The sequence below is a fragment of the Microbacterium kyungheense genome (genome assembly GCF_006783905.1).
GTDB lineage: Bacteria > Actinomycetota > Actinomycetes > Actinomycetales > Microbacteriaceae > Microbacterium > Microbacterium kyungheense.
The window spans coordinates 531,108-550,751 of the sequence record NZ_VFPE01000002.1 but is presented as its reverse complement, the minus strand read 5'-3'; the positions used below and the strand labels follow the sequence as shown (position 1 = coordinate 550,751).

Annotated in this window: 16 protein-coding genes and 3 rRNA genes; 6 read left to right on the top strand and 13 right to left on the bottom strand. The window is 66.8% G+C overall.

The genetic code is table 11. The features are described from left to right. The first annotated feature begins 72 nt into the window (after positions 1-72). The gene (locus FB391_RS09275; protein WP_141894139.1) at positions 73-1,278 is read left to right on the top strand and encodes a citrate/2-methylcitrate synthase; all 1,206 of its coding nucleotides are present in this window, start codon (positions 73-75) and stop codon (positions 1,276-1,278) included. 3 nt (positions 1,279-1,281) lie between these two features. Here FB391_RS09275 and FB391_RS09270 read toward each other — a convergent pair whose 3' ends face one another. From FB391_RS09270 to FB391_RS09250, 5 genes are read right to left on the bottom strand one after another with little or no spacing between them, the layout of a single operon-like run. Continuing rightward, positions 1,282-1,959: an alpha/beta hydrolase family protein gene (locus tag FB391_RS09270; RefSeq protein WP_141894138.1), complete on the bottom strand. Its 678-nt coding sequence runs from the start codon at positions 1,957-1,959 to the stop codon at positions 1,282-1,284. Between the two features lie 16 nt (positions 1,960-1,975). Next, a complete protein-coding gene (locus FB391_RS09265; protein WP_185843017.1) occupies positions 1,976-2,803 on the bottom strand; it encodes an ABC transporter permease in 828 nt (275 codons plus the stop codon). Further along, positions 2,790-3,575, bottom strand: coding sequence for an ABC transporter permease (locus FB391_RS09260; RefSeq protein WP_141894136.1), 786 nt, complete (start codon positions 3,573-3,575; stop codon positions 2,790-2,792). The genes FB391_RS09265 and FB391_RS09260 overlap by 14 nt, the downstream gene beginning before the upstream one ends. Further along, positions 3,572-4,546, bottom strand: coding sequence for an ABC transporter ATP-binding protein (locus FB391_RS09255; protein WP_141894135.1), 975 nt, complete (start codon positions 4,544-4,546; stop codon positions 3,572-3,574). Before FB391_RS09255 ends, FB391_RS09260 begins: the two co-directional genes overlap by 4 nt. Further along, entirely contained in the window at positions 4,543-5,310 is a 768-nt protein-coding gene (locus FB391_RS09250) for a YflT domain-containing protein (protein WP_246093437.1), read from the bottom strand. Before FB391_RS09250 ends, FB391_RS09255 begins: the two co-directional genes overlap by 4 nt. A 40-nt stretch (positions 5,311-5,350) precedes the next feature. Between FB391_RS09250 and FB391_RS09245 the strand changes: the two genes are divergently transcribed. From FB391_RS09245 to FB391_RS09235, 3 genes are read left to right on the top strand one after another with little or no spacing between them, the layout of a single operon-like run. Then, entirely contained in the window at positions 5,351-6,649 is a 1,299-nt protein-coding gene (locus tag FB391_RS09245; protein ID WP_141894134.1) for a magnesium transporter MgtE N-terminal domain-containing protein, read from the top strand. Beyond that, positions 6,649-7,176, top strand: coding sequence for a DUF1003 domain-containing protein (locus tag FB391_RS09240; RefSeq protein ID WP_141894133.1), 528 nt, complete (start codon positions 6,649-6,651; stop codon positions 7,174-7,176). Before FB391_RS09245 ends, FB391_RS09240 begins: the two co-directional genes overlap by 1 nt. Beyond that, complete coding sequence (locus tag FB391_RS09235; RefSeq protein ID WP_141894132.1) at positions 7,173-8,330, top strand: P-loop NTPase; 1,158 nt, start codon at positions 7,173-7,175, stop codon at positions 8,328-8,330. Before FB391_RS09240 ends, FB391_RS09235 begins: the two co-directional genes overlap by 4 nt. A gap of 28 nt (positions 8,331-8,358) precedes the next feature. Here FB391_RS09235 and FB391_RS09230 read toward each other — a convergent pair whose 3' ends face one another. Then, positions 8,359-8,742 carry a twin-arginine translocase TatA/TatE family subunit gene (locus FB391_RS09230; RefSeq protein ID WP_141894131.1) on the bottom strand — a complete coding sequence of 128 codons (384 nt, stop codon included), beginning with the start codon at positions 8,740-8,742 and terminating at the stop codon, positions 8,359-8,361. A gap of 72 nt (positions 8,743-8,814) precedes the next feature. On the opposite strand from FB391_RS09230, the gene FB391_RS09225 reads away from it, so the two are divergent. Continuing rightward, complete coding sequence (locus tag FB391_RS09225; RefSeq protein ID WP_141894130.1) at positions 8,815-9,450, top strand: O-methyltransferase; 636 nt, start codon at positions 8,815-8,817, stop codon at positions 9,448-9,450. Between the two features lie 66 nt (positions 9,451-9,516). On the opposite strand, the gene FB391_RS09220 is transcribed toward FB391_RS09225, so the two are convergent. The 6 genes from FB391_RS09220 to FB391_RS09195 form a co-directional block, all read right to left on the bottom strand. Then, positions 9,517-9,690, bottom strand: coding sequence for a DUF3117 domain-containing protein (locus FB391_RS09220; protein ID WP_019179788.1), 174 nt, complete (start codon positions 9,688-9,690; stop codon positions 9,517-9,519). 96 nt (positions 9,691-9,786) lie between these two features. Next, positions 9,787-11,013, bottom strand: coding sequence for a hypothetical protein (locus tag FB391_RS09215; RefSeq protein ID WP_246093436.1), 1,227 nt, complete (start codon positions 11,011-11,013; stop codon positions 9,787-9,789). Between the two features lie 6 nt (positions 11,014-11,019). Next, entirely contained in the window at positions 11,020-12,096 is a 1,077-nt protein-coding gene (dapE, locus tag FB391_RS09210; RefSeq protein ID WP_141894129.1) for a succinyl-diaminopimelate desuccinylase, read from the bottom strand. A gap of 94 nt (positions 12,097-12,190) precedes the next feature. Next, positions 12,191-12,307, bottom strand: a 5S ribosomal RNA gene (gene rrf / locus FB391_RS09205). A 116-nt stretch (positions 12,308-12,423) separates the two neighbouring features. Then, positions 12,424-15,528 (bottom strand): 23S ribosomal RNA (locus FB391_RS09200). A gap of 418 nt (positions 15,529-15,946) precedes the next feature. Beyond that, positions 15,947-17,468 (bottom strand): 16S ribosomal RNA (locus FB391_RS09195). The 16S, 23S and 5S rRNA genes sit together here, the layout of an rRNA operon. Positions 17,469-18,006: 538 nt before the next feature. On the opposite strand from FB391_RS09195, the gene dapD reads away from it, so the two are divergent. After that, complete coding sequence (dapD, locus tag FB391_RS09190) at positions 18,007-18,963, top strand: 2,3,4,5-tetrahydropyridine-2,6-dicarboxylate N-succinyltransferase (RefSeq protein ID WP_141894128.1); 957 nt, start codon at positions 18,007-18,009, stop codon at positions 18,961-18,963. A gap of 45 nt (positions 18,964-19,008) precedes the next feature. On the opposite strand, the gene FB391_RS09185 is transcribed toward dapD, so the two are convergent. Further along, complete coding sequence (locus FB391_RS09185; protein WP_141894127.1) at positions 19,009-19,578, bottom strand: TetR/AcrR family transcriptional regulator; 570 nt, start codon at positions 19,576-19,578, stop codon at positions 19,009-19,011. Positions 19,579-19,644: the final 66 nt, after the last annotated feature.

The following is a 19,644-nucleotide window of genomic DNA, read 5'->3' as shown; positions in this document are numbered from 1 at the left end:
GCGGCGTCCGCCGCGCTACAGTCAGTGTCGGAACTTGATCCTCGCTTCGTCAATCTTGATCGGATCAACCTCATGAGCGACCTCCCCCGTCTCACCGCGGCGCAGGCGGCAGCGCGCCTCGGCGTCAAACCCGAGTCGCTGTACGCGTACGTCTCGCGCGGACTGCTGTCCCGCGAGCGGGACGCCTCCGGCTCGTCCTTCGACCCGCTGGAGGTGGAAGCCTTCGCGCTGCGCCGGCGGCGGGTCACGCCGCGTCCCGTCGAGCCATCGGGCGGCGGCATGCCGCTGATGGTTCTCGACACGTCGCTCGCACACCTCGAAGACGACGAGCTCTTCTACCGCGAGCGCTCGGCCGCCCGGCTCGCCCGCGATTCGACCTTCGACGACGTCGTCCGCTGGCTGTGGGACGCACCGGTCCTGCGCGGCCCCGACGAGGCCGCTCTCGCGCTCGCGCGCGGCACCGTGGCCACGCTGGGCGACGCCGTCACGCCGCTGGACCGGCTGCTCGTGGCGGTCACGGCCTTCGCGAGCTCGGATCCGCTGCGCGACGACCCCTCAGCCGAAGCCCTCGCGCGCGTGGGCGCCAGGCTGCTCGTCGGTCTGCCCGCCGCTCTCACCGATCTCGTGCCGTCCGGCACGCCGATCGCACAGACGCTGTGGGCCGCCCTCGCCCGCCGCCCGCGCGAGGACGGCGCCCGTCTGCTCGACGCCGCGCTCGTGCTCGTGCTCGATCACGATCTCGCGGTCTCGACACTGGCTGCCCGAGTGGCGGCATCCGCTCGCGGGTCCGCATATGCCATCGTGACCGCCGCGCTGGGCGTGTTCGACGCGCCGCTGCACGGCCATGCGAGCCGCGACGCCGTCCGCATGCTGCGTGCCGTGCAGCGCGGTGAGAGCCCTGCGTCGGCGATCGCGCGGGCGGTGCGCGACGGCGGGCGCGGCATCCCCGGGTTCGGTCAGCCGCTGTATGCCGGCGGCGACATGCGTGCCGTCGTGCTCCGCGAGCTGCTGGCCGCCGCCGAAGGCGGCGACGCGATCGTCGCCCTGATGGATGCCGTGACCGCCGAGGTCGCACGGCATGCCGTGACCCGTCCGAATCTCGACCTGGCGCTGGCGGCACTCGTGCTCTGGGGCGACATGGGCGAGGACGCGGGCGCGGTCGTGTTCGCCGTCGGACGCCTGGCGGGGTGGATCGCCCACGCGAAGGACGAGTTCGAGCAGAAGCCCATGCGGCTGCGCCCGCGCGGACGATACGTGGGCCCGGCAGCAGCGGACTGACGGTCAGCCGGCGACGCCCCGCATCCATGCAGCGACGCCGGCGGCGAGCTCCGCCCCGACCTCGGCGGCCGCGCGCTTGCGCCCCTTGACATCGAACGAATGCCCGCCGCCGTCGATCCACGAGATCTCGGCCGCGCGACACGAGGCGACAGCGGCCTCGAGCTGCTCGTGCGGGTCGATGAAAGGGTCGTTCGTGCCCTCGACGAACAGCTGCGGCTGGGGGATCTCGGGCAGATGGTCGATCCGCGGCTTGTCGGGCCGGCCTGGCGGGTGCAGCGGGTACCCGAGGTAGACGAGCCCCGACGGGGTGATCGCACCCTCGGCCGCGGCCATCGACGCCATGCGTCCGCCGTACGACTTGCCCATCGCGAACAGCGGCAGCCCGTCGGCGTGTGCGCGCGCGTCGGCCTCGACCGCCGCCCACGTGGTGACGGCGTGCGCCGCCGGCCCCGGCATCCGTCGTCCCTGCTCGACGTACGGGAAGTTGAACCGCACGGTCGCGATCCCCTCACGCGCGAGTGCGCCCGCGAACCCCAGAAGGAAGGGATGCCGGTACCCGGCGCCGGCGCCGTGCGCCACAGCCGCGAAGGCCCACGGGTCGGCGGGCGACTCGTACTCGGCCGCCACGTCCACCACGCCCGTGGGCAGGCCGACCGTGATCGTGGCCTCGTCTGCGCTCATGTCTCGCCTTCCCGACTCACGTGTCGATGTCGATCGTGCCGTGTCGTGCCGCCTCGGCGAAGCGCTCGAGCAGCCAGGCCCCGAACGCGAACCACAGCGCGCCCAGTCCGAGCCCCAGTCCGAGGCCGGCTACGAGCTCGCCCCACCCGTTCGCGGCGCCTTCCAGCACGGCGCGCAGACCGCGCAGAGAGTGAGTGACCGGAAAGATCTGCGCGAACCACTGCACCGGCGCAGGCCAGAACGCGACGGGCACGAGAGCGCCGCACACGAGGCCCATCACGTTGTGCGTGACGTTCGACGCGGCGTTGCGCCAGGATGGCCTGCGCAGCACGATCGCCGCGATTGGCAGCGCGAACCCGTAGCTCGCGATCACGCTCACGACCGCCGCCAGCGCCGACGCCACAATGCCCTCGGGCGTCATGCCGAACCCGAACAGCGGCGGCACGATCAGCAGCGACACGAGCGACGTCGTGGCCGCACTCGGCAGCCATTGCGTACTGCGCCCCGCGAACGCGGGCCACGCCCGGCCGGGCGCCGAGACGAGGAGCGGAAGCGTGCCTGTCCCCCGCTCCCACGCCGCCGACTGGATGACCCACATGGTCTCGGCGACGCCGACGAACAGGCCGCGCCCGATGAGAAGGAAGTAGGTCGCCTCGCGGCTCTGCAGCAGCAGTCCGATCAGGCCGAAGAAGGCGACCTCCATGAGGCAGCGCAGCAGCCAGCCGCTCGACCACGACCACCACGTGTAGTTGCTGCGCAGGTCGCCCATGCCGGTGCGGACGGCGCGGCCGAAGATCCTCGCGTTCGACGGTCGCGCGGGCAGGAGCACATCAGGTGAGGCCAAGCTTGCCCTCCCGCCTGGCGTTGCGCATCGTGAGGCCGAGCAGCACATGGGCGACGACGGACGTGACCGCCGCGAGGCCGAGGATCACCGCCAGGCGCCACGGCCAGCCCTGCAGCCCGACGCCGGTCGCCGATGCCCGCAGCAGATCCGCCGACCATGACAGGTACACCCCCCGCGCGAGCACCTGCACCCACTCCGGGTACAGGGCGATCGGCACGAGCACGCCTCCGAGCACGTAGAACGGGTAGCTCAGGCTGTTCTGGAAGATGCGGGGGGATCGCGAGTTGACGAAGAACACCGCGAACAGCAGCGCCGTCGCGACGGTCGCGAGCGACATCGCCACATAGGTCAGCGCGAAGACTCCGGGGTCGGCGACGACCGGCACCACGCCGAAGAACACCCAGCCGGTGAGCGCCGACAGCGGCAGCGCGACCCACGAGGCCAGCGTGATGACCGCGACCCGGCCGATCATCACGAGTTCCAGCCGCGCGGGAGCCGCGGCGATCGCCTCCAGCGACTGGTTGTCGCGCTCGTTCGCGATGATTTCGCCCGACCGCAGCAGGGCGAGGGCCCACAGCGCGATGACCGCAGGCGCGAGCACGGCATAGGCGTCGAGGTCGGCGCGGCCGCTGAAGCGGAAGATGGCGAGATATCCGAGCGTCTGGAGCGGCACGAGCCACACCGCGAACAGCTCTGCGGGCGAGCGTCGCAGCATGCGCGCCTCGAGCAGCGCCGCGGCGCCGATCACCTGAGGCGCGCGGACGCGTCTCACCGCACGTCCATCCCGCGGTCGCCGATGACGTGCACGTAGACCTCGTCGAGGCTCGGCGAGGTCACCGCCACCTGGGTGATTCCCTGCGCGACCAGTGCCGACAGCACCCGGCCGACGGCGTCCTTGCCCTGCGTCTCGACGCGGACCGTGGCTCCGTTGTGGACAGCAGCGGAGACGACGTCGTCGCGTGTCTCGAGCTCGGCGCGTACGCGCTCCGCGACGGCCGGGCCCGTGGTCCTCACGTCGATCCGCTCGTAGGTCGTCAGCAGCTCACCGAGCCCGCGGGGCGTGCTCGTCGCGAGCAGCCGACCGCCGTCGATCATCGAGACCTCGGTGCACAGCGCCTCGGCCTCTGCCATGTCGTGCGTCGTCAGCAGCACGGTCGAGCCGGCTGCGACGACGCTCCGCACGAGGTCGCGGAAGGCGTGCGCTGACACCGGATCCATGCCCGTCGTGGGCTCATCGAGCAGCAGCACCTCGGGCGCGGGCAGCAGCCCGCGCGCCAGGTGCAGGCGCTGCTTCATACCGCGACTGAAGCGTTCGACCGTCAGCTCCACGCCGGCGAGCCCCACCTGATCGATCACGGTGTCGATGCGAATGGATGCCGCACCGCCGGCCATCCCGTACATCGCCGCCCAGAACTCGAGGTTCTGACGCGCCGTGAGCTTGGCGTAGAGCCCGCGATCGCCGCCGAGCACGAGCCCGATCCGACGTCGCACCTCTCGCGCGTCGCGCTCCACGTCGAATCCGGCTACTCGGGCCGAACCGCTCGTCGGGACGAGGACGGTCGCGAGGATCTTGCACAGCGTCGTCTTGCCGGCGCCGTTGGGTCCGAGCAGGCCGTGGACCGTGCCCGCCGAGACGGAGAGCGACAGCCCGTCGAGCGCCGTCACGCGTTTCCGCGCCCCGCGCACCCGGTACTCCCGCCGCAGCTCGCGGACCTCGATGGCAGGCGCGCCGGCCGAGGTCATCGAGGGTCGTCGTCCTTCACGGTCACGTCCGTCGGGTCGGGAGCGGGAACCGTATCGGCTTCCGTGTCGCCCTCCTCTGCGGCCGGAGCAGCCGGGGGCGCGGCGCGGCCTGCACGCGCCGGTGCCCCGCTCGACGCGTCAGCGTCGGATGCAGGCGGCGCGGAGACCGTCGACGGCGTCACGCGCTCGCCGTACTTCGGCGGCTCCGTGGGCTGTGACGTCGCCGCCGGCCGTGCCGGAGCAGCGGCGGCGGGCGCGGACGGCGCAACGGGGGCCGACGGCGCCGCAGCGGCCGAGAGCGGACCCAGCACCTGTCGGGCGCGCTGCACGCTGTTCTGCGCGACGGTGACCTCGTAGTGGTCCGCCAGCACCTGCATCACCGACGCGTAGTCGCGGCGGCGACGGACGAAGGAGTACGCCACGATGCTCATGAGCATGCCGAGGGCGATGCCGACGAAGAGCACACCGACGAACGCCTGGATCGGCACCGAGGGCGACCCGATCACCAGGATCGCGGAGAACAGCAGACCGAGGAGGATGCCGTTCACCGCCCCGGAACGCGCCGCCGACGCGTAACCCAGCCGGCCGGTGATGCGTTCGATCGAGCGCAGTCCCTGCCCCACGATCGCGATGTCGCGTGCCGGGATGTCGGCCGCGATCAGCGATGACACCGCCTTCTGCGCCGCCTCGTACGTCGGGAAGTTCGCCACCGTCTGGCCGACGGCGTCCGAACCCTGCGGGAAGCGCCCTCCCATCATGGTCATCTCCCCATCCTCCCACGGCACGCGGACTACGCTGGGACGTGTGAGCACGCAGAGGGTTTTCGTCGCGCGCCTTTCCGGGTGCTCGGTCTTCGACCCCGCCGGCGATCGCCTGGGCAAAGTCCGCGACGTCGTCGTCATCTACCGAAAAGACGACCCGCCTCGCGTCATCGGGCTGGTGGTCGAGATCCCCGGCCGGCGCAACGTGTTCGTGTCCATCGGACGGGTCACCTCCATCGCCACGGGCCAGGTCATCACGACCGGCCTCATCAACGTGCGCCGCTTCCAGCAGCGCGGCGGCGAGGTGCGGGTCATGGCCGAGATGATCGGCCGCAAGGTGTTCCTCGCCGACGGCTCGGGCACCGCGGTCATCGAAGACGTCGCCATCGAGCGCAACCGGCTGGGCGAGTGGGACGTGGGTCAGCTGTTCCTCCGCAAGCCCAAGACCAGCGCCTCGCCGTTCGCGAAGGGCCCCACCACGTTCGCCGGGTGGGACGACGTGCGCGAGAGCCAGGTGCCCGGCGAGGCCCAGTCGGCCGAGCAGCTCGTCGCCACGTATTCCGAGCTGCGTCCGGCAGATCTCGCCAACACGCTGCTGGACCTCCCCGAGGAGCGCCTGCTCGAAGTCGTCGAGGAGCTGCCCGACGACCGTCTGGCCGACGCGCTCGAAGAGATGCCCGAAGAGGAGCAGGTGCACATCCTCGAGGCGCTCGACGACGAGCGGGCCGCCGACATCCTCGACGCGATGGAGCCCGACGACGCCGCCGACGTGCTCGGCCAGCTGCCCGAGGACCAGCGCGAAGAGCTGCTCGAGCTGATGGAGCCCGAAGAGGCCGAGGACGTCCGCGCGCTGCTGAAGTACGGCCCCGACACCGCGGGCGGCCTCATGACGAGCGAGCCCATCGTGCTGTCGGCGGACGCGACGATCGCCGAGGCGCTCGCACTGATCCGCCGTCACGAGCTGCACCCCGCCCTCGCGGCCGCGGTGTTCGTCACGCTGCCGCCGTACGAGACCCCCACCGGACGCCTGCTGGGCACTGTGCACTTCCAGCGGATGCTGCGCTATCCCCCGCACGAGCGTCTCGGCGCGATCATCGACGACACCCTCGACCCGGTGCCGGCGACGGCTTCGGCGACCGAGGTGGCGCGTCTGCTGGCGTCGTACAACCTCGTGTCGCTGCCCGTCGTCGACCCCGCGCACCGCCTCGTGGGCGCCGTCAGCGTCGACGACGTGCTGGACTACCTCCTGCCGGAGGACTGGAGATCTCAGGATGCCGCCGATGAGCACGCGGCATCCGACGGCGTCCCGACGACCACCGCAAGCATCCCGAGGAGGCGCTGATGGCACGCACGACACGCCAGCCGGCGCTCGACGCGCCCCGCGGCCGCTCGGGCATGCTGCAGCGGGCGCCGCAGCAGCAGTCCAGCGACCGGTTCGGACGCTTCTCCGAGGCGTTCGCCCGCGCGATGGGGACCTCGGGCTTCCTCATCGGGATGACGATCTTCGTCGCGGTGTGGCTGTGCTGGAACATCTTCATGCCGCCGCAGCTGCAGTTCGACCCTGCCGCGACCAACTTCACGCTGCTGACGCTGATCCTCTCGCTGCAGGCCTCGTACGCCGCCCCGCTCATCCTGTTGGCGCAGAACCGGCAGGACGACCGCGACCGCGTGCAGATCGAGCAGGACCGGCAGCGTGCCGAGCGCAATCTCGCCGACACGGAGTACCTCGCCCGGGAGGTCGTGGCGCTGCGCATGGCGGTGAACGAGTTCTCGGAGCAGGTGCTCACGCGTGACGTGCTGCGCACCGAGCTGCGAGCCCTGCTCGACAAGCTCGACAACGCCGAGATCGAGGGCGGCGCCGCACGATGAGCGGCGGATCCCTCGCGGACGCCGTCCGCGCGGCCGTCGGCGCGGTCGCCGACCCCGAGCTGCGGCGCCCGCTCAGCGAGCTCGACATGGTGCGCGACATCTCGGTGGACGGCGGCGTCGCCCGCGTCGCCATCGCGCTGACCATCGTCGGCTGCCCGGCCGCCGACCGTATCGCCGCCGACGTCACCGCGGCCGCGGCATCCGTCCCGGGGGTCGACGAGGTCGCGCTCGACGTGGGCGTCATGACGCCCGCCGAGCGTCACGCGCTGACCGACCGTCTGCGGGGCGGACGCTCGCGCGAGATGCCCTTCGGCCCCGGCAGCCTCACGCGCGTCATCGCGGTGACCAGCGGCAAAGGCGGCGTCGGCAAGTCGACGGTGACCGCGAACCTCGCGGCGGCCCTCGCGGCGCGAGGACTCGCGGTGGGACTCGTCGACGCCGACGTGCACGGCTTCTCGATCCCGGGTCAGCTGGGCCTCGTCGGCCCCGACGGTGGCGTCCCGCAGCCGACGCGCGTGGACGACCTCATGCTCCCTCCCGTCGCGCATGGGGTGAAAGTCATCTCGATCGGCATGTTCCTGCGCCGCGCAGACGGCGACGCCGCGCCGCTGGGCGCGGTCGCCTGGCGCGGGCCGATGCTGCATCGCACGGTGCAGCAGTTCCTCACCGACGTGTACTTCGGTGACCTGGATGTGCTGCTCCTCGACATGCCGCCGGGCACCGGCGACGTGGCGATCTCGGTGGGTCAGCTGCTTCCCAACGCGGAGGTGCTCGTCGTCACGACGCCGCAGACCGCAGCCTCCGACGTCGCCGTCCGCAGCGGCCTGGTGGCGCGGCAGACCGGTCAGAAGGTGATCGGCGTGGTCGAGAACATGGCCGCGATGACCCTGCCTGACGGCACGACGCTCGATCTGTTCGGCGCCGGTGGCGGCGCTGCGGTCGCCGCGGCGCTCACCGGGTCCGGCGACGAGGTGCCGCTGCTGGCGTCCGTGCCGCTCAGCCCGACGCTGCGAGCGGACGCGGATGCCGGCATCCCCGCCGTTCTCGCACATCCCGAGGATCCGGCGGCGAAGGCCATCGCCCAGGTCGCCGATGCTCTCGCGCGCGTGCCGCGCGGACTCGCTGGCCGCAGTCTGCCGTTCCGCCCCCGCTGACGCCCTCGGGATGCCGCCGCGACGGCGCTCAGGTGGCTTCGGTGTCGTACGGCGGCGGACCGTCCCCCCCACCGCGGAAGGTCTCTCGCGGAGTCTCGGCCGCCACCGCCGTGGCTGGGGCGGCCGCCGTCGCCGATGCCCGCGGGGCCACCGGCGCGTCGTCGAGCAGCGCCTCGCGGATGATGCGGCGCGGGTCGTACTGCCGCGGGTCGAGGGTGCGCCAGTCGACGTCGTCGAAGTCCTCGCCCATCTCGTCGCGCACCCGCGTCCGCGCGGTCGACACCCACTCCCGCGCACGCTTGGTGAGCGTCGCCAGTGACTCGGCGTAGCGCGGAAGGCGCTCGGGCCCCAGGATGAGCGCCGCGACGACACCGATCAGCAGCAGCTTCTCGATGGTGAGGCCGAAGATCATGACATCAGGTTACCGCCGTGCCTGCTCCGCCAGCGCCGCGGGGCCGCGTAGGCTGGCGGGCGGAGGATTCGCATGGGAGAGCAGAACGCGAACCAGCGGTTCGTCGACGAAGCCACGAGTGAGCCCGATCACATCGCGGCGGCGCGCGCTCACGCGCTCGAACTCGGCGCCGCCCCGGTGAGCCCGGCGATCGGCGCGCAGTGCGCCGTCATCGCCGCGGCGTCGCAGGCGCTCAGCATCGTCGAGATCGGCACCGGCGCGGGCGTCTCGGGACTGTGGCTGCTGCACGGCTCGCCGCGCGCGACCCTCACCACGATCGACAAGGAGCCCGAGCACCTCGGTGCGGCGCGCCAGGCGTTCTCGGACGCGCGGATCCCGGCTGCCCGGGCCCGCTTCATCACCGGACGCGCCTCCGAGGTCCTGCCCCGCATGAACGAGGCGTCCTACGACATCGTGCTCGTCGACGCCGACCCCGAGGGGGTCATCGAGTACGTGGAGCACGGGCTGCGGCTGGTGCGCGCCGGCGGCACCGTCCTGGTGCCGCGCGTGCTCGCCGGCGGTGCCGTGGCCGACCCCGTCCGTCGCGACGCGGTGACGACGTCGTATCGCTCGCTCATTCAAGAGACCCAGGCCTCCCCCGCCGTCATCGGCGCGCTGTCCATCACCGGCGAGGGACTGCTGCAGCTCACCACGGTGCCTTCGGTCTGACGCCGCAGGCCGTCGGCGCATACACGAAAGGCCGGTCCGAAGACCGGCCTTTCAGGACGATGTGACTTACGCGGCGTTGACGACGCCACCCAGAACGTCGTAGAGCTCCTTAGCCTCAGCGTCGTTCACGGAGACGACCAGACGGCCTCCACCCTCGAGCGGCACCCGCACGATGATGAGTCGGCCCTCCTTCACGGCCTCCATCGGCCCGTCTCCGGTTCTCGGCTTCATGGCTGCCATTGCGGCTCCTTTACATCGATGGTCTGCCAGACAAGTTTATCGTGAGGGCGCAGACACCGGGGCACGCCTGTGGAAAGCGGCATCCGATTTCTCCCGTCACGGCACCTGCCAGGCGGTGTTCCCTAGGGCATACATGTTGTAGATCCACCACCATTGGCCGAGCAGGCACGCGACGAGGACGCAGATCCGCCACGCGCGCGACCGGGGCACGGCGAAGGCACCCCACAGCGGCGAGAGCGGCACCAGCAGCCGGAAGATGCTCGACTGCGGGAAGAACACGAGCAGGAGGTAGAGCAGGTAGCTGGCGCTCCACAGCCGGAGCTCGACCCCCAGCCGCTTCACCTGCGGGAGGAAGAGCAGCGCGCACGCGAGCGCGACGAGACCGGCGCCTACTGCGATATAGCCCCATACGACGGGCAGCCCCCACATGGTGCCGAACCAGAACTCGATGCCGGCGGCGAAGGCGTCGAAGGGGGCGAAGCTCGCGTCACCCAGGATCCAGTTGCGCCGCCACGCCAGCTCGGTGGACAGATACGCTCCGGGATCGCCGGTCACCCACCCGGCGATCACCTGCCAGGCGAAGCCGGCGACCGCCGCGAGCAGGCCCAGCAGCACGATGTGGGCGATCTCGCGTCCGCCCAGCGGCTCGCTGCGCCGGCGGAACCAGCGCCAGATGCCGAACAGCGCCAGGAACAGCGAGAAGGCCAGCACTCCGGGCCGGGTGAACGCCATGAGCGGAATCAGCAGGTACAGCCAGCCGTACCGGCGGCGCATGACGCACCAGAGCGCACAGAACAGCCACAGCAGGTTCAGCGTCTCGGCGTAGCCGACCTGGAACAGCGCGGCGAGAGGGCCACAGGCGAAGAAGAGCACCGCCCACGTCGCCGCGGAGGCGTCGAGTCTCAGCCGGAGCAGCCGGTAGAGGACGAGGGATGCGGCGTACCCGGCCACCAGCGAGACGATCAGGGCGCCGGCGGCCCATTGCCCGAAGGGCCACGACACCCACTGCGACAGGTAGGGGTAGATCGGCAGGAAGGCCCACGCGTTCTCGGCGATCTGGCCCGCGTCGGTGAGCGGCAGCTCGGACGGGTAGCCGGCGTAGCCGATCAGCCAGTACCAGGTGCCGTCCCACGCGACGATCGTCGAGCCGAGGTTCGCGTCGGGGCCCATCCGGCTGCCGAACCCCGACAGCTCGGCTGCGAGGAACAGGAACAGCGTCGTGATCAGACGAGCCGCGATGTAGATGACGGCGATACGCACCGCTGCCCTCGCGGGGCGGGTCGGCACCGCCGCGGCGGGCGCGGCCGGAGTCGCGTCAGCCACGAGAGGTCAGCTGCCGGCGAGCCAGGACCGCAGGCCCCGCTCCACCGCCTCGATCTGCGCGATCGGCACGCGCTCCTCGTCGTGGTGGGCGAGGCTCGGATCTCCCGGGCCGTAGTTCACGGCGGGGACGCCCAGTGCGCTGAAGCGCGCCACGTCGGTCCATCCGTACTTCGGGCGCGGCTCGGCTGCCACCGCGGCGAGGAACTCCTGCGCGAGCGGCGCATCGAGCCCCGGCCGGGCCCCGGCCGCGCCGTCGACGACTTCGACGTCGAAGCCGTCGAAGACGTCGCGCACGTGCCGCTCCGCCTCGTCGAGGCTGCGGCTGGGCGCGAAGCGATAGTTCACCTCGACCTCGCACAGGTCGGGGATGACGTTCCCCGCGACGCCGCCCCGGATGCGCACCGCATTGAGCCCCTCGCGGTACACGAGTCCCTCAACGGGAACCTCGCGCGGTCGGTACTCGGCGAGTCGAGCGAGGACGGGCGCGGCCTTGTGGATGGCGTTGTCTCCGACCCACGCGCGCGCGCTGTGGGCTCGGACGCCATGGGTCCGCACGATCGCGCGCAGGTTGCCGTTGCAGCCGCCTTCCACGGCCCCGTTGGAGGGCTCGCCGAGGATGGCGAAGTCGCCCTGGAAGAGGTCAGGCCGGGTCCGTGCCAGACGGGTGAGGCCATTGAGATCGGCGTCGACCTCTTCGTGGTCGTACCACATCCAGGTGATGTCGACGCGAGGGGCGGCAAGCTCTGCGGCGAGCTTCAGCTGCACAGCGGTGCCCGCCTTCATGTCCACGGTGCCACGACCCCAGATGACGGGGACGCCGTCGACCTCGAAGTCGCGCGTGGGCAGGTTCTCGTTGATCGGCACGGTGTCGATGTGACCGGCGATCACGACACGCTGCGCACGGCCGAGGTTCGTCCGAGCCACGATCGTGTCGCCGTCGCGATAGACCTCCAGGTGCGGCAGCGCCGAGATCGCCTCGTGGATCGCATCGGCCAGCACGCGCTCGTCACCGGAGACGCTCGGAATGTCGCAGATGTTCCGCGTGAGTTCGACGGAGGACACGGTGAGATCGAGCGACGCCATTGTTCGAGTCTACCCAGCGTCCATCGGCACTCTGACAAGCTGCGTTAACGCGGAATGGCCACCCAGGGTGTGGGTGGCCATTCCGTGAATGGGTGTCCGGCGGTGTCCTACTCTCCCACAGGGTCCCCCCTGCAGTACCATCGGCGCTGAGAGGCTTAGCTTCCGGGTTCGGAATGGGACCGGGCGTTTCCCTCTCGCTATGGCCGCCGAAACTCTTTCGATGTTTCAGGTTGTCACATAACAAAAGTCTGTGTTTTGTTGTGTTCCCGACCGTACATCGGGAACCACTCAGTGGACGCGAGCATTCTCACCCCGCAGTGGGGGAATGTTTAAAAGTCGTCGGCTTATTAGTACCAGTCAGCTGCACACGTTGCCGTGCTTCCACATCTGGCCTATCAACCCAGTAGTCTGGCTGGGAGCCTCTCACCCGAAGGTATGGAAGTCTCATCTTGAGGCCGGCTTCCCGCTTAGATGCTTTCAGCGGTTATCCATCCCGAACGTAGCTAACCAGCGGTGCACTTGGCAGTACAACTGGCACACCAGAGGTTCGTCCAACCCGGTCCTCTCGTACTAGGGTCAGATCCTCTCAAACTTCCTACGCGCGCAGCGGATAGGGACCGAACTGTCTCACGACGTTCTAAACCCAGCTCGCGTACCGCTTTAATGGGCGAACAGCCCAACCCTTGGGACCTACTCCAGCCCCAGGATGCGACGAGCCGACATCGAGGTGCCAAACCATGCCGTCGATATGGACTCTTGGGCAAGATCAGCCTGTTATCCCCGAGGTACCTTTTATCCGTTGAGCGACAGCGCTTCCACAAGCCACTGCCGGATCACTAGTCCCGACTTTCGTCCCTGCTCGACCTGTCAGTCTCACAGTCAAGCTCCCTTGTGCACTTACACTCGCCACCTGATTGCCAACCAGGTTGAGGGAACCTTTGGGCGCCTCCGTTACTTTTTGGGAGGCAACCGCCCCAGTTAAACTACCCACCAGGCACTGTCCCTGAACCGGATCACGGTTCGAAGTTAGACATCCAGAGTGACCAGAGTGGTATTTCAACAACGACTCCACGAATACTGGCGTATCCGCTTCACAGTCTCCCACCTATCCTACACAAGCCACACCGAACACCAATACCAAGCTGTAGTAAAGGTCACGGGGTCTTTCCGTCCTGCTGCGCGTAACGAGCATCTTTACTCGTAATGCAATTTCGCCGAGTTCGCGGTTGAGACAGTTGGGAAGTCGTTACGCCATTCGTGCAGGTCGGAACTTACCCGACAAGGAATTTCGCTACCTTAGGATGGTTATAGTTACCACCGCCGTTTACTGGGGCTTAAATTCTCAGCTTCGCCTTGCGGCTAACCGGTCCTCTTAACCTTCCAGCACCGGGCAGGCGTCAGTCCGTATACATCGTCTTGCGACTTGGCACGGACCTGTGTTTTTAGTAAACAGTCGCTACCCACTAGTCTCTGCGGCCACCACACCCTTTTTGAGGCAAGCTCATATAAGTGGATGGCCCCCCTTCTCCCGAAGTTACGGGGGCATTTTGCCGAGTTCCTTAACCACGATTCTCTCGATCTCCTCGGTATTCTCTACCTGACCACCTGAGTCGGTTTGGGGTACGGGCGGCTAGAACCTCGCGTCGATGCTTTTCTTGGCAGCATAGGATCACCCACTTTTCATCCGCATCGTGTCTCAGCCTGTATGAGTCGCGGATTTGCCTACGACTCGGCCTACGCACTTGCCCCGGGACAACCATCGCCCGGGATGGGCTACCTTCCTGCGTCACACCTGTTAACACGCTAACCGCACCAGCATGGGGTCGTACGCTAGGCCCCACGCCATCGCCCGAAGGCTCCGGTCATGGGGATTCAGATACTTAGCACTACTGGGTTAGTTTGGGCGGTTCTTCGCCGGTACGGGAATATCAACCCGTTGTCCATCGACTACGCCTGTCGGCCTCGCCTTAGGTCCCGACTTACCCAGGGAAGATTAGCTTGACCCTGGAACCCTTGGTCTTTCGGAGGACGTGTTTCTCACACGTCTTTCGCTACTCATGCCTGCATTCTCACTCGTGTGGCGTCCACGGCTGGGTCACCCCGCCGCTTCACTCGCCACACGACGCTCTCCTACCCATCAACACGGCTGGACCACGAAGGCCTACCAATAATGTCAATGCCACAACTTCGGTGGCGTGCTTGAGCCCCGTTACATTGTCGGCGCGGAATCACTTGACCAGTGAGCTATTACGCACTCTTTCAAGGGTGGCTGCTTCTAAGCCAACCTCCTGGTTGTCTAAGCAACTCCACATCCTTTCCCACTTAGCACGCGCTTAGGGACCTTAGATGGTGGTCTGGGTTGTTTCCCTCTCGACTATGAAGCTTATCCCCCACAGTCTCACTGCTGCGCTCTCACTTACCGGCATTCGGAGTTTGGCTGACGTCAGTAACCTTGTAGGGCCCATCGGCCATCCAGTAGCTCTACCTCCGGCAAGAAACACGCAACGCTGCACCTAAATGCATTTCGGAGAGAACCAGCTATCACGAAGTTTGATTGGCCTTTCACCCCTATCCACAGCTCATCCCCTCAGTTTTCAACCTAAGTGGGTTCGGCCCTCCACGACGTCTTACCGTCGCTTCAGCCTGGCCATGGATAGATCACTTCGCTTCGGGTCTAGGACATGCGACTGAATCGCCCTATTCAGACTCGCTTTCGCTACGGCTACCCCACCCGGGTTAACCTCGCCACATATCGCTAACTCGCAGGCTCATTCTTCAAAAGGCACGCTGTCACCCCTACCAAGGAGGCTCCAACGGTTTGTAAGCAAACGGTTTCAGGTACTATTTCACTCCCCTCCCGGGGTACTTTTCACCTTTCCCTCACGGTACTTGTCCGCTATCGGTCATCTGGGAGTATTTAGGCTTATCAGGTGGTCCTGACAGATTCACACGGGATTTCTCGGGCCCCGTGCTACTTGGGATACTCTCCACGCCAGAACACGCATTTCGACTACGGGGCTGGCACCCACTCTGGCCCGCCTTTCAAGACGGTTCGTCTATACGCTTCTGTCACGTCGACCACTCGGCAGAATGATCAAGAAAGTCCCACAACCCCCAACATGCAACGCCTGCCGGCTCTCACACACGCTAGGTTTAGCCTCATCCGATTTCGCTCGCCACTACTCACGGAATCACGGTTGTTTTCTCTTCCTGCGGGTACTGAGATGTTTCACTTCCCCGCGTTCCCTCTACCCGCCCTATATATTCAGGCGGGAGTCACTAGGTCGGCACGCCGCCCAGCGGGGTTTCCCCATTCGGACACCCTCGGATCAAAACTTGCTTATCAGTTCCCCGAGGCTTATCGCAGATTGCTACGTCCTTCTTCGGCTCCAGATGCCAAGGCATCCACCGTTTGCTCTTAAAGACTTGAAAACATGAGAATCAAAACTCGGGCCACACCAAAAAGTGCGACCAGAAATTGACTAATGATCTTTAAGATCATCAACACAAGACAACCCCGAAAGGTCATCTCGCAAAGATGCTCGCGTCCACTGTGTAGTTCTCAAAGTACGGGCGGCACCCGACCCACCCACCAACCCACGGCCGGCAGCAGATCGAGCCCAGAAGAAATCGCACACCACCCACGGCGGCGTCCGGTCCCTCAGGACCCAACAGCGTGCAGGCACCCCGCTCCCCAACCCCCACCTTCCAACCACACCCCGAAGGATCTGGCGTACTAGCAGGAATCAGCCGCGCTGATGCCATGTCAAATGTTCCACCCACGAGCCCCCGCAGAGACGTTCGCTCTGCTGAGGTTCCTACAACCCCGAAGGGCTGAGGTGCTCCTTAGAAAGGAGGTGATCCAGCCGCACCTTCCGGTACGGCTACCTTGTTACGACTTAGTCCTAATTACCGATCCCACCTTCGACGGCTCCCTCCACAAGGGTTAGGCCACCGGCTTCAGGTGTTACCGACTTTCATGACTTGACGGGCGGTGTGTACAAGACCCGGGAACGTATTCACCGCAGCGTTGCTGATCTGCGATTACTAGCGACTCCGACTTCATGAGGTCGAGTTGCAGACCTCAATCCGAACTGGGACCGGCTTTTTGGGATTCGCTCCACCTCACGGTATTGCAGCCCTTTGTACCGGCCATTGTAGCATGCGTGAAGCCCAAGACATAAGGGGCATGATGATTTGACGTCATCCCCACCTTCCTCCGAGTTGACCCCGGCAGTATCCCATGAGTTCCCACCATTACGTGCTGGCAACATAGAACGAGGGTTGCGCTCGTTGCGGGACTTAACCCAACATCTCACGACACGAGCTGACGACAACCATGCACCACCTGTTCACCAGTGTCCAAAGAGTTGACCATTTCTGGCCCGTTCTGGTGTATGTCAAGCCTTGGTAAGGTTCTTCGCGTTGCATCGAATTAATCCGCATGCTCCGCCGCTTGTGCGGGTCCCCGTCAATTCCTTTGAGTTTTAGCCTTGCGGCCGTACTCCCCAGGCGGGGAACTTAATGCGTTAGCTGCGTCACGGAATCCGTGGAAAGGACCCCACAACTAGTTCCCAACGTTTACGGGGTGGACTACCAGGGTATCTAAGCCTGTTTGCTCCCCACCCTTTCGCTCCTCAGCGTCAGTTACGGCCCAGAGATCTGCCTTCGCCATCGGTGTTCCTCCTGATATCTGCGCATTCCACCGCTACACCAGGAATTCCAATCTCCCCTACCGCACTCTAGTCTGCCCGTACCCACTGCAGGCCCGAGGTTGAGCCTCGGGATTTCACAGCAGACGCGACAAACCGCCTACGAGCTCTTTACGCCCAATAATTCCGGATAACGCTTGCGCCCTACGTATTACCGCGGCTGCTGGCACGTAGTTAGCCGGCGCTTTTTCTGCAGGTACCGTCACTCACGCTTCTTCCCTGCTAAAAGAGGTTTACAACCCGAAGGCCGTCATCCCTCACGCGGCGTTGCTGCATCAGGCTTCCGCCCATTGTGCAATATTCCCCACTGCTGCCTCCCGTAGGAGTCTGGGCCGTGTCTCAGTCCCAGTGTGGCCGGTCACCCTCTCAGGCCGGCTACCCGTCGACGCCTTGGTGAGCCATTACCTCACCAACAAGCTGATAGGCCGCGAGCCCATCCCAGACCGAAAAATCTTTCCAACCCCCACCATGCGGCAGAAGCTCATATCCAGTATTAGACACCGTTTCCAGCGCTTATCCCAGAGTCCAGGGCAGGTTGCTCACGTGTTACTCACCCGTTCGCCACTAATCCACCCCACAAGTGAGGCTTCATCGTTCGACTTGCATGTGTTAAGCACGCCGCCAGCGTTCATCCTGAGCCAGGATCAAACTCTCCATAAAAAAATGATGCCAACCAGGATCGGGAAAAACGACCACCAGCCAGCGAGTTCAACCATGACCAAAAACGAATATCAAACTGACATCCATGAATTGATCCAAAAAAGACCCCCACCAACCACAAACGTGGTCGACAGAGAAAAAAATTGGCATTTGACAAGTGCACGCTGTTGAGTTCTCAAAGATCAGACGCACCAAGGACCGGGTCTCTCGACCGTCGCCAAGGGCAACTTCTCTGCTCTCGCACTCCCTTCACCACGGGTCACAGCGTGACACACAGCTCTCGGAGTGGAAGATACCCATCTTAGACCGAAACCGGCCGGCCAACCAAACGGCTGGGGATCAGATGGGGCTGTTCGCAGCTTGAGGGGAGCGGGACCTTCCGGTCCGCGGCTCTACCCTTTGGGGCGAACAACAAGAACTCTACGTGGATCCCGGCGGGGCGTCGAATCGAGCGCGCATCCCGGGCGTGTCGCCGTCGCGGTGTCGGCGAAGAGCCCGCGAGCGGCAGCCCGAGAGGCGCCGCGCTACCGTGGAGGACATGACCGAAGAACGCTGGGTGTGGGGCGCCGGCCTCGCCACGATCGCCGACGACGGGACCGTGCTCGACACGTGGTTCCCCTCCCCCGCTGCGGGACGGATCCCGCTCGGGTACGACCCGCAGCTGCCGCCCGACGAGCTCGACCGGCTCGCTGTGCCGGACGCGCGGCGATCGGTGGAGGTCGAGATCGTGACGCTCGAGATCGACCTCGATGCCGCCCCGGCTTCCACCTCCGACGCCTATCTCCGCCTGCATGCGCTCTCGCATCGTCTCGCAGCGCCGAACACCGTCAACCTCGACGGCATCTTCGGGCACCTGCCGAACGTGGCATGGACGACTGCCGGCCCCGTCCACCCCGACGCCCTGACCCGGCTTCGCCCGTTCCTCGCGCGCGAGGGCATCCAGGTGCAGGGCCTCGACAAGTTCCCGCGTCTGCTCGACTACGTCACGCCTCCCGGCGTGCGGATCGCGGATGCCTCCCGCGTGCGCCTCGGCGCGTACCTGTCTCCGGGTACCACCGTGATGCACGAGGGCTTCGTCAACTTCAACGCCGGCACGCTCGGCCAGAGCATGGTGGAGGGACGCATCTCCCAGGGCGTCGTCGTCGGCGACGGCAGCGACATCGGCGGCGGCGCCTCGATCATGGGCACTCTCTCGGGCGGCGGCACGCACAAGGTGTCGGTCGGCGCGCGCACCCTCCTCGGAGCCAACGCGGGCATCGGCATCTCGCTCGGCGACGACTGCGTCGTCGAAGCGGGTCTCTACCTCACGGCGGGCACGAAGGTCGTGCTGCCCGACGAGCCGCGCCGTGCCGACGGTTCGCCCACGACCGCCAAGGGAGCCGATCTCTCCGGGCGCGACGGGCTGCTGTTCCGTCGCAACTCGCTGAGCGGAGCTGTCGAGGCCGTGCGTCGCGCAGGTGTGGGCGTCACCCTCAACGAGGCGCTGCACGCCTGAGGTGTCCGGGAGGGCCGTCGGCGCGAGCCGGCGGCCCGCTTCGTATCAGCGGCGGATGGCGTTGACGGCGAGATTCAGCACTCGCCTGCGCTGCGCGTCGTCGTCGAACGACGCGACGGCCGCGACACCCGACACCAGCTTCACGACATCGCCGATCGTGACGTCGGGCACGACCTCTCCTGCCTCCTGAGCACGGACCAGCAGCGGCTCGCCGGCCGCGAACATGATCGTGCGGCACTCCGCCAGCACCGGCGACCGGCGGTTCAGTCCCTCCAGCAGCGCATGCTTGGTGCCCACGTAGGCGACGAATCGGTCGAGCCAGGCCCGCAGCGCGTCCCAGGGTTCGAGGTCCGAGACCTCGTCCGCGGCGCGGACGAGTGCATCGACCTCGCCGAGGTACAGCGTCTCGATGAGATCGTCCCGCGTCGGGAAGTTGCGGTACAGCGTCCCGATGCCGACGCCGGCACGTCGCGCGATGTCTTCGAGCGAGGCCGCCGAGCCCTGCTCGGCGAAGGCCTCGCGGCCGGCGGCGACGAGGGCGTCGAAGTTGCGCGCGGCGTCCGCGCGCTGCGGTCGGCGCGACTCGAGCGCGGAGATCCGCTCGGCGACGGGCATCTCGTGACCTCCGGTGGGCGAAACATGGACGGAAAACAGTGGTTTGCGAAACGGAGGCACCCTCCG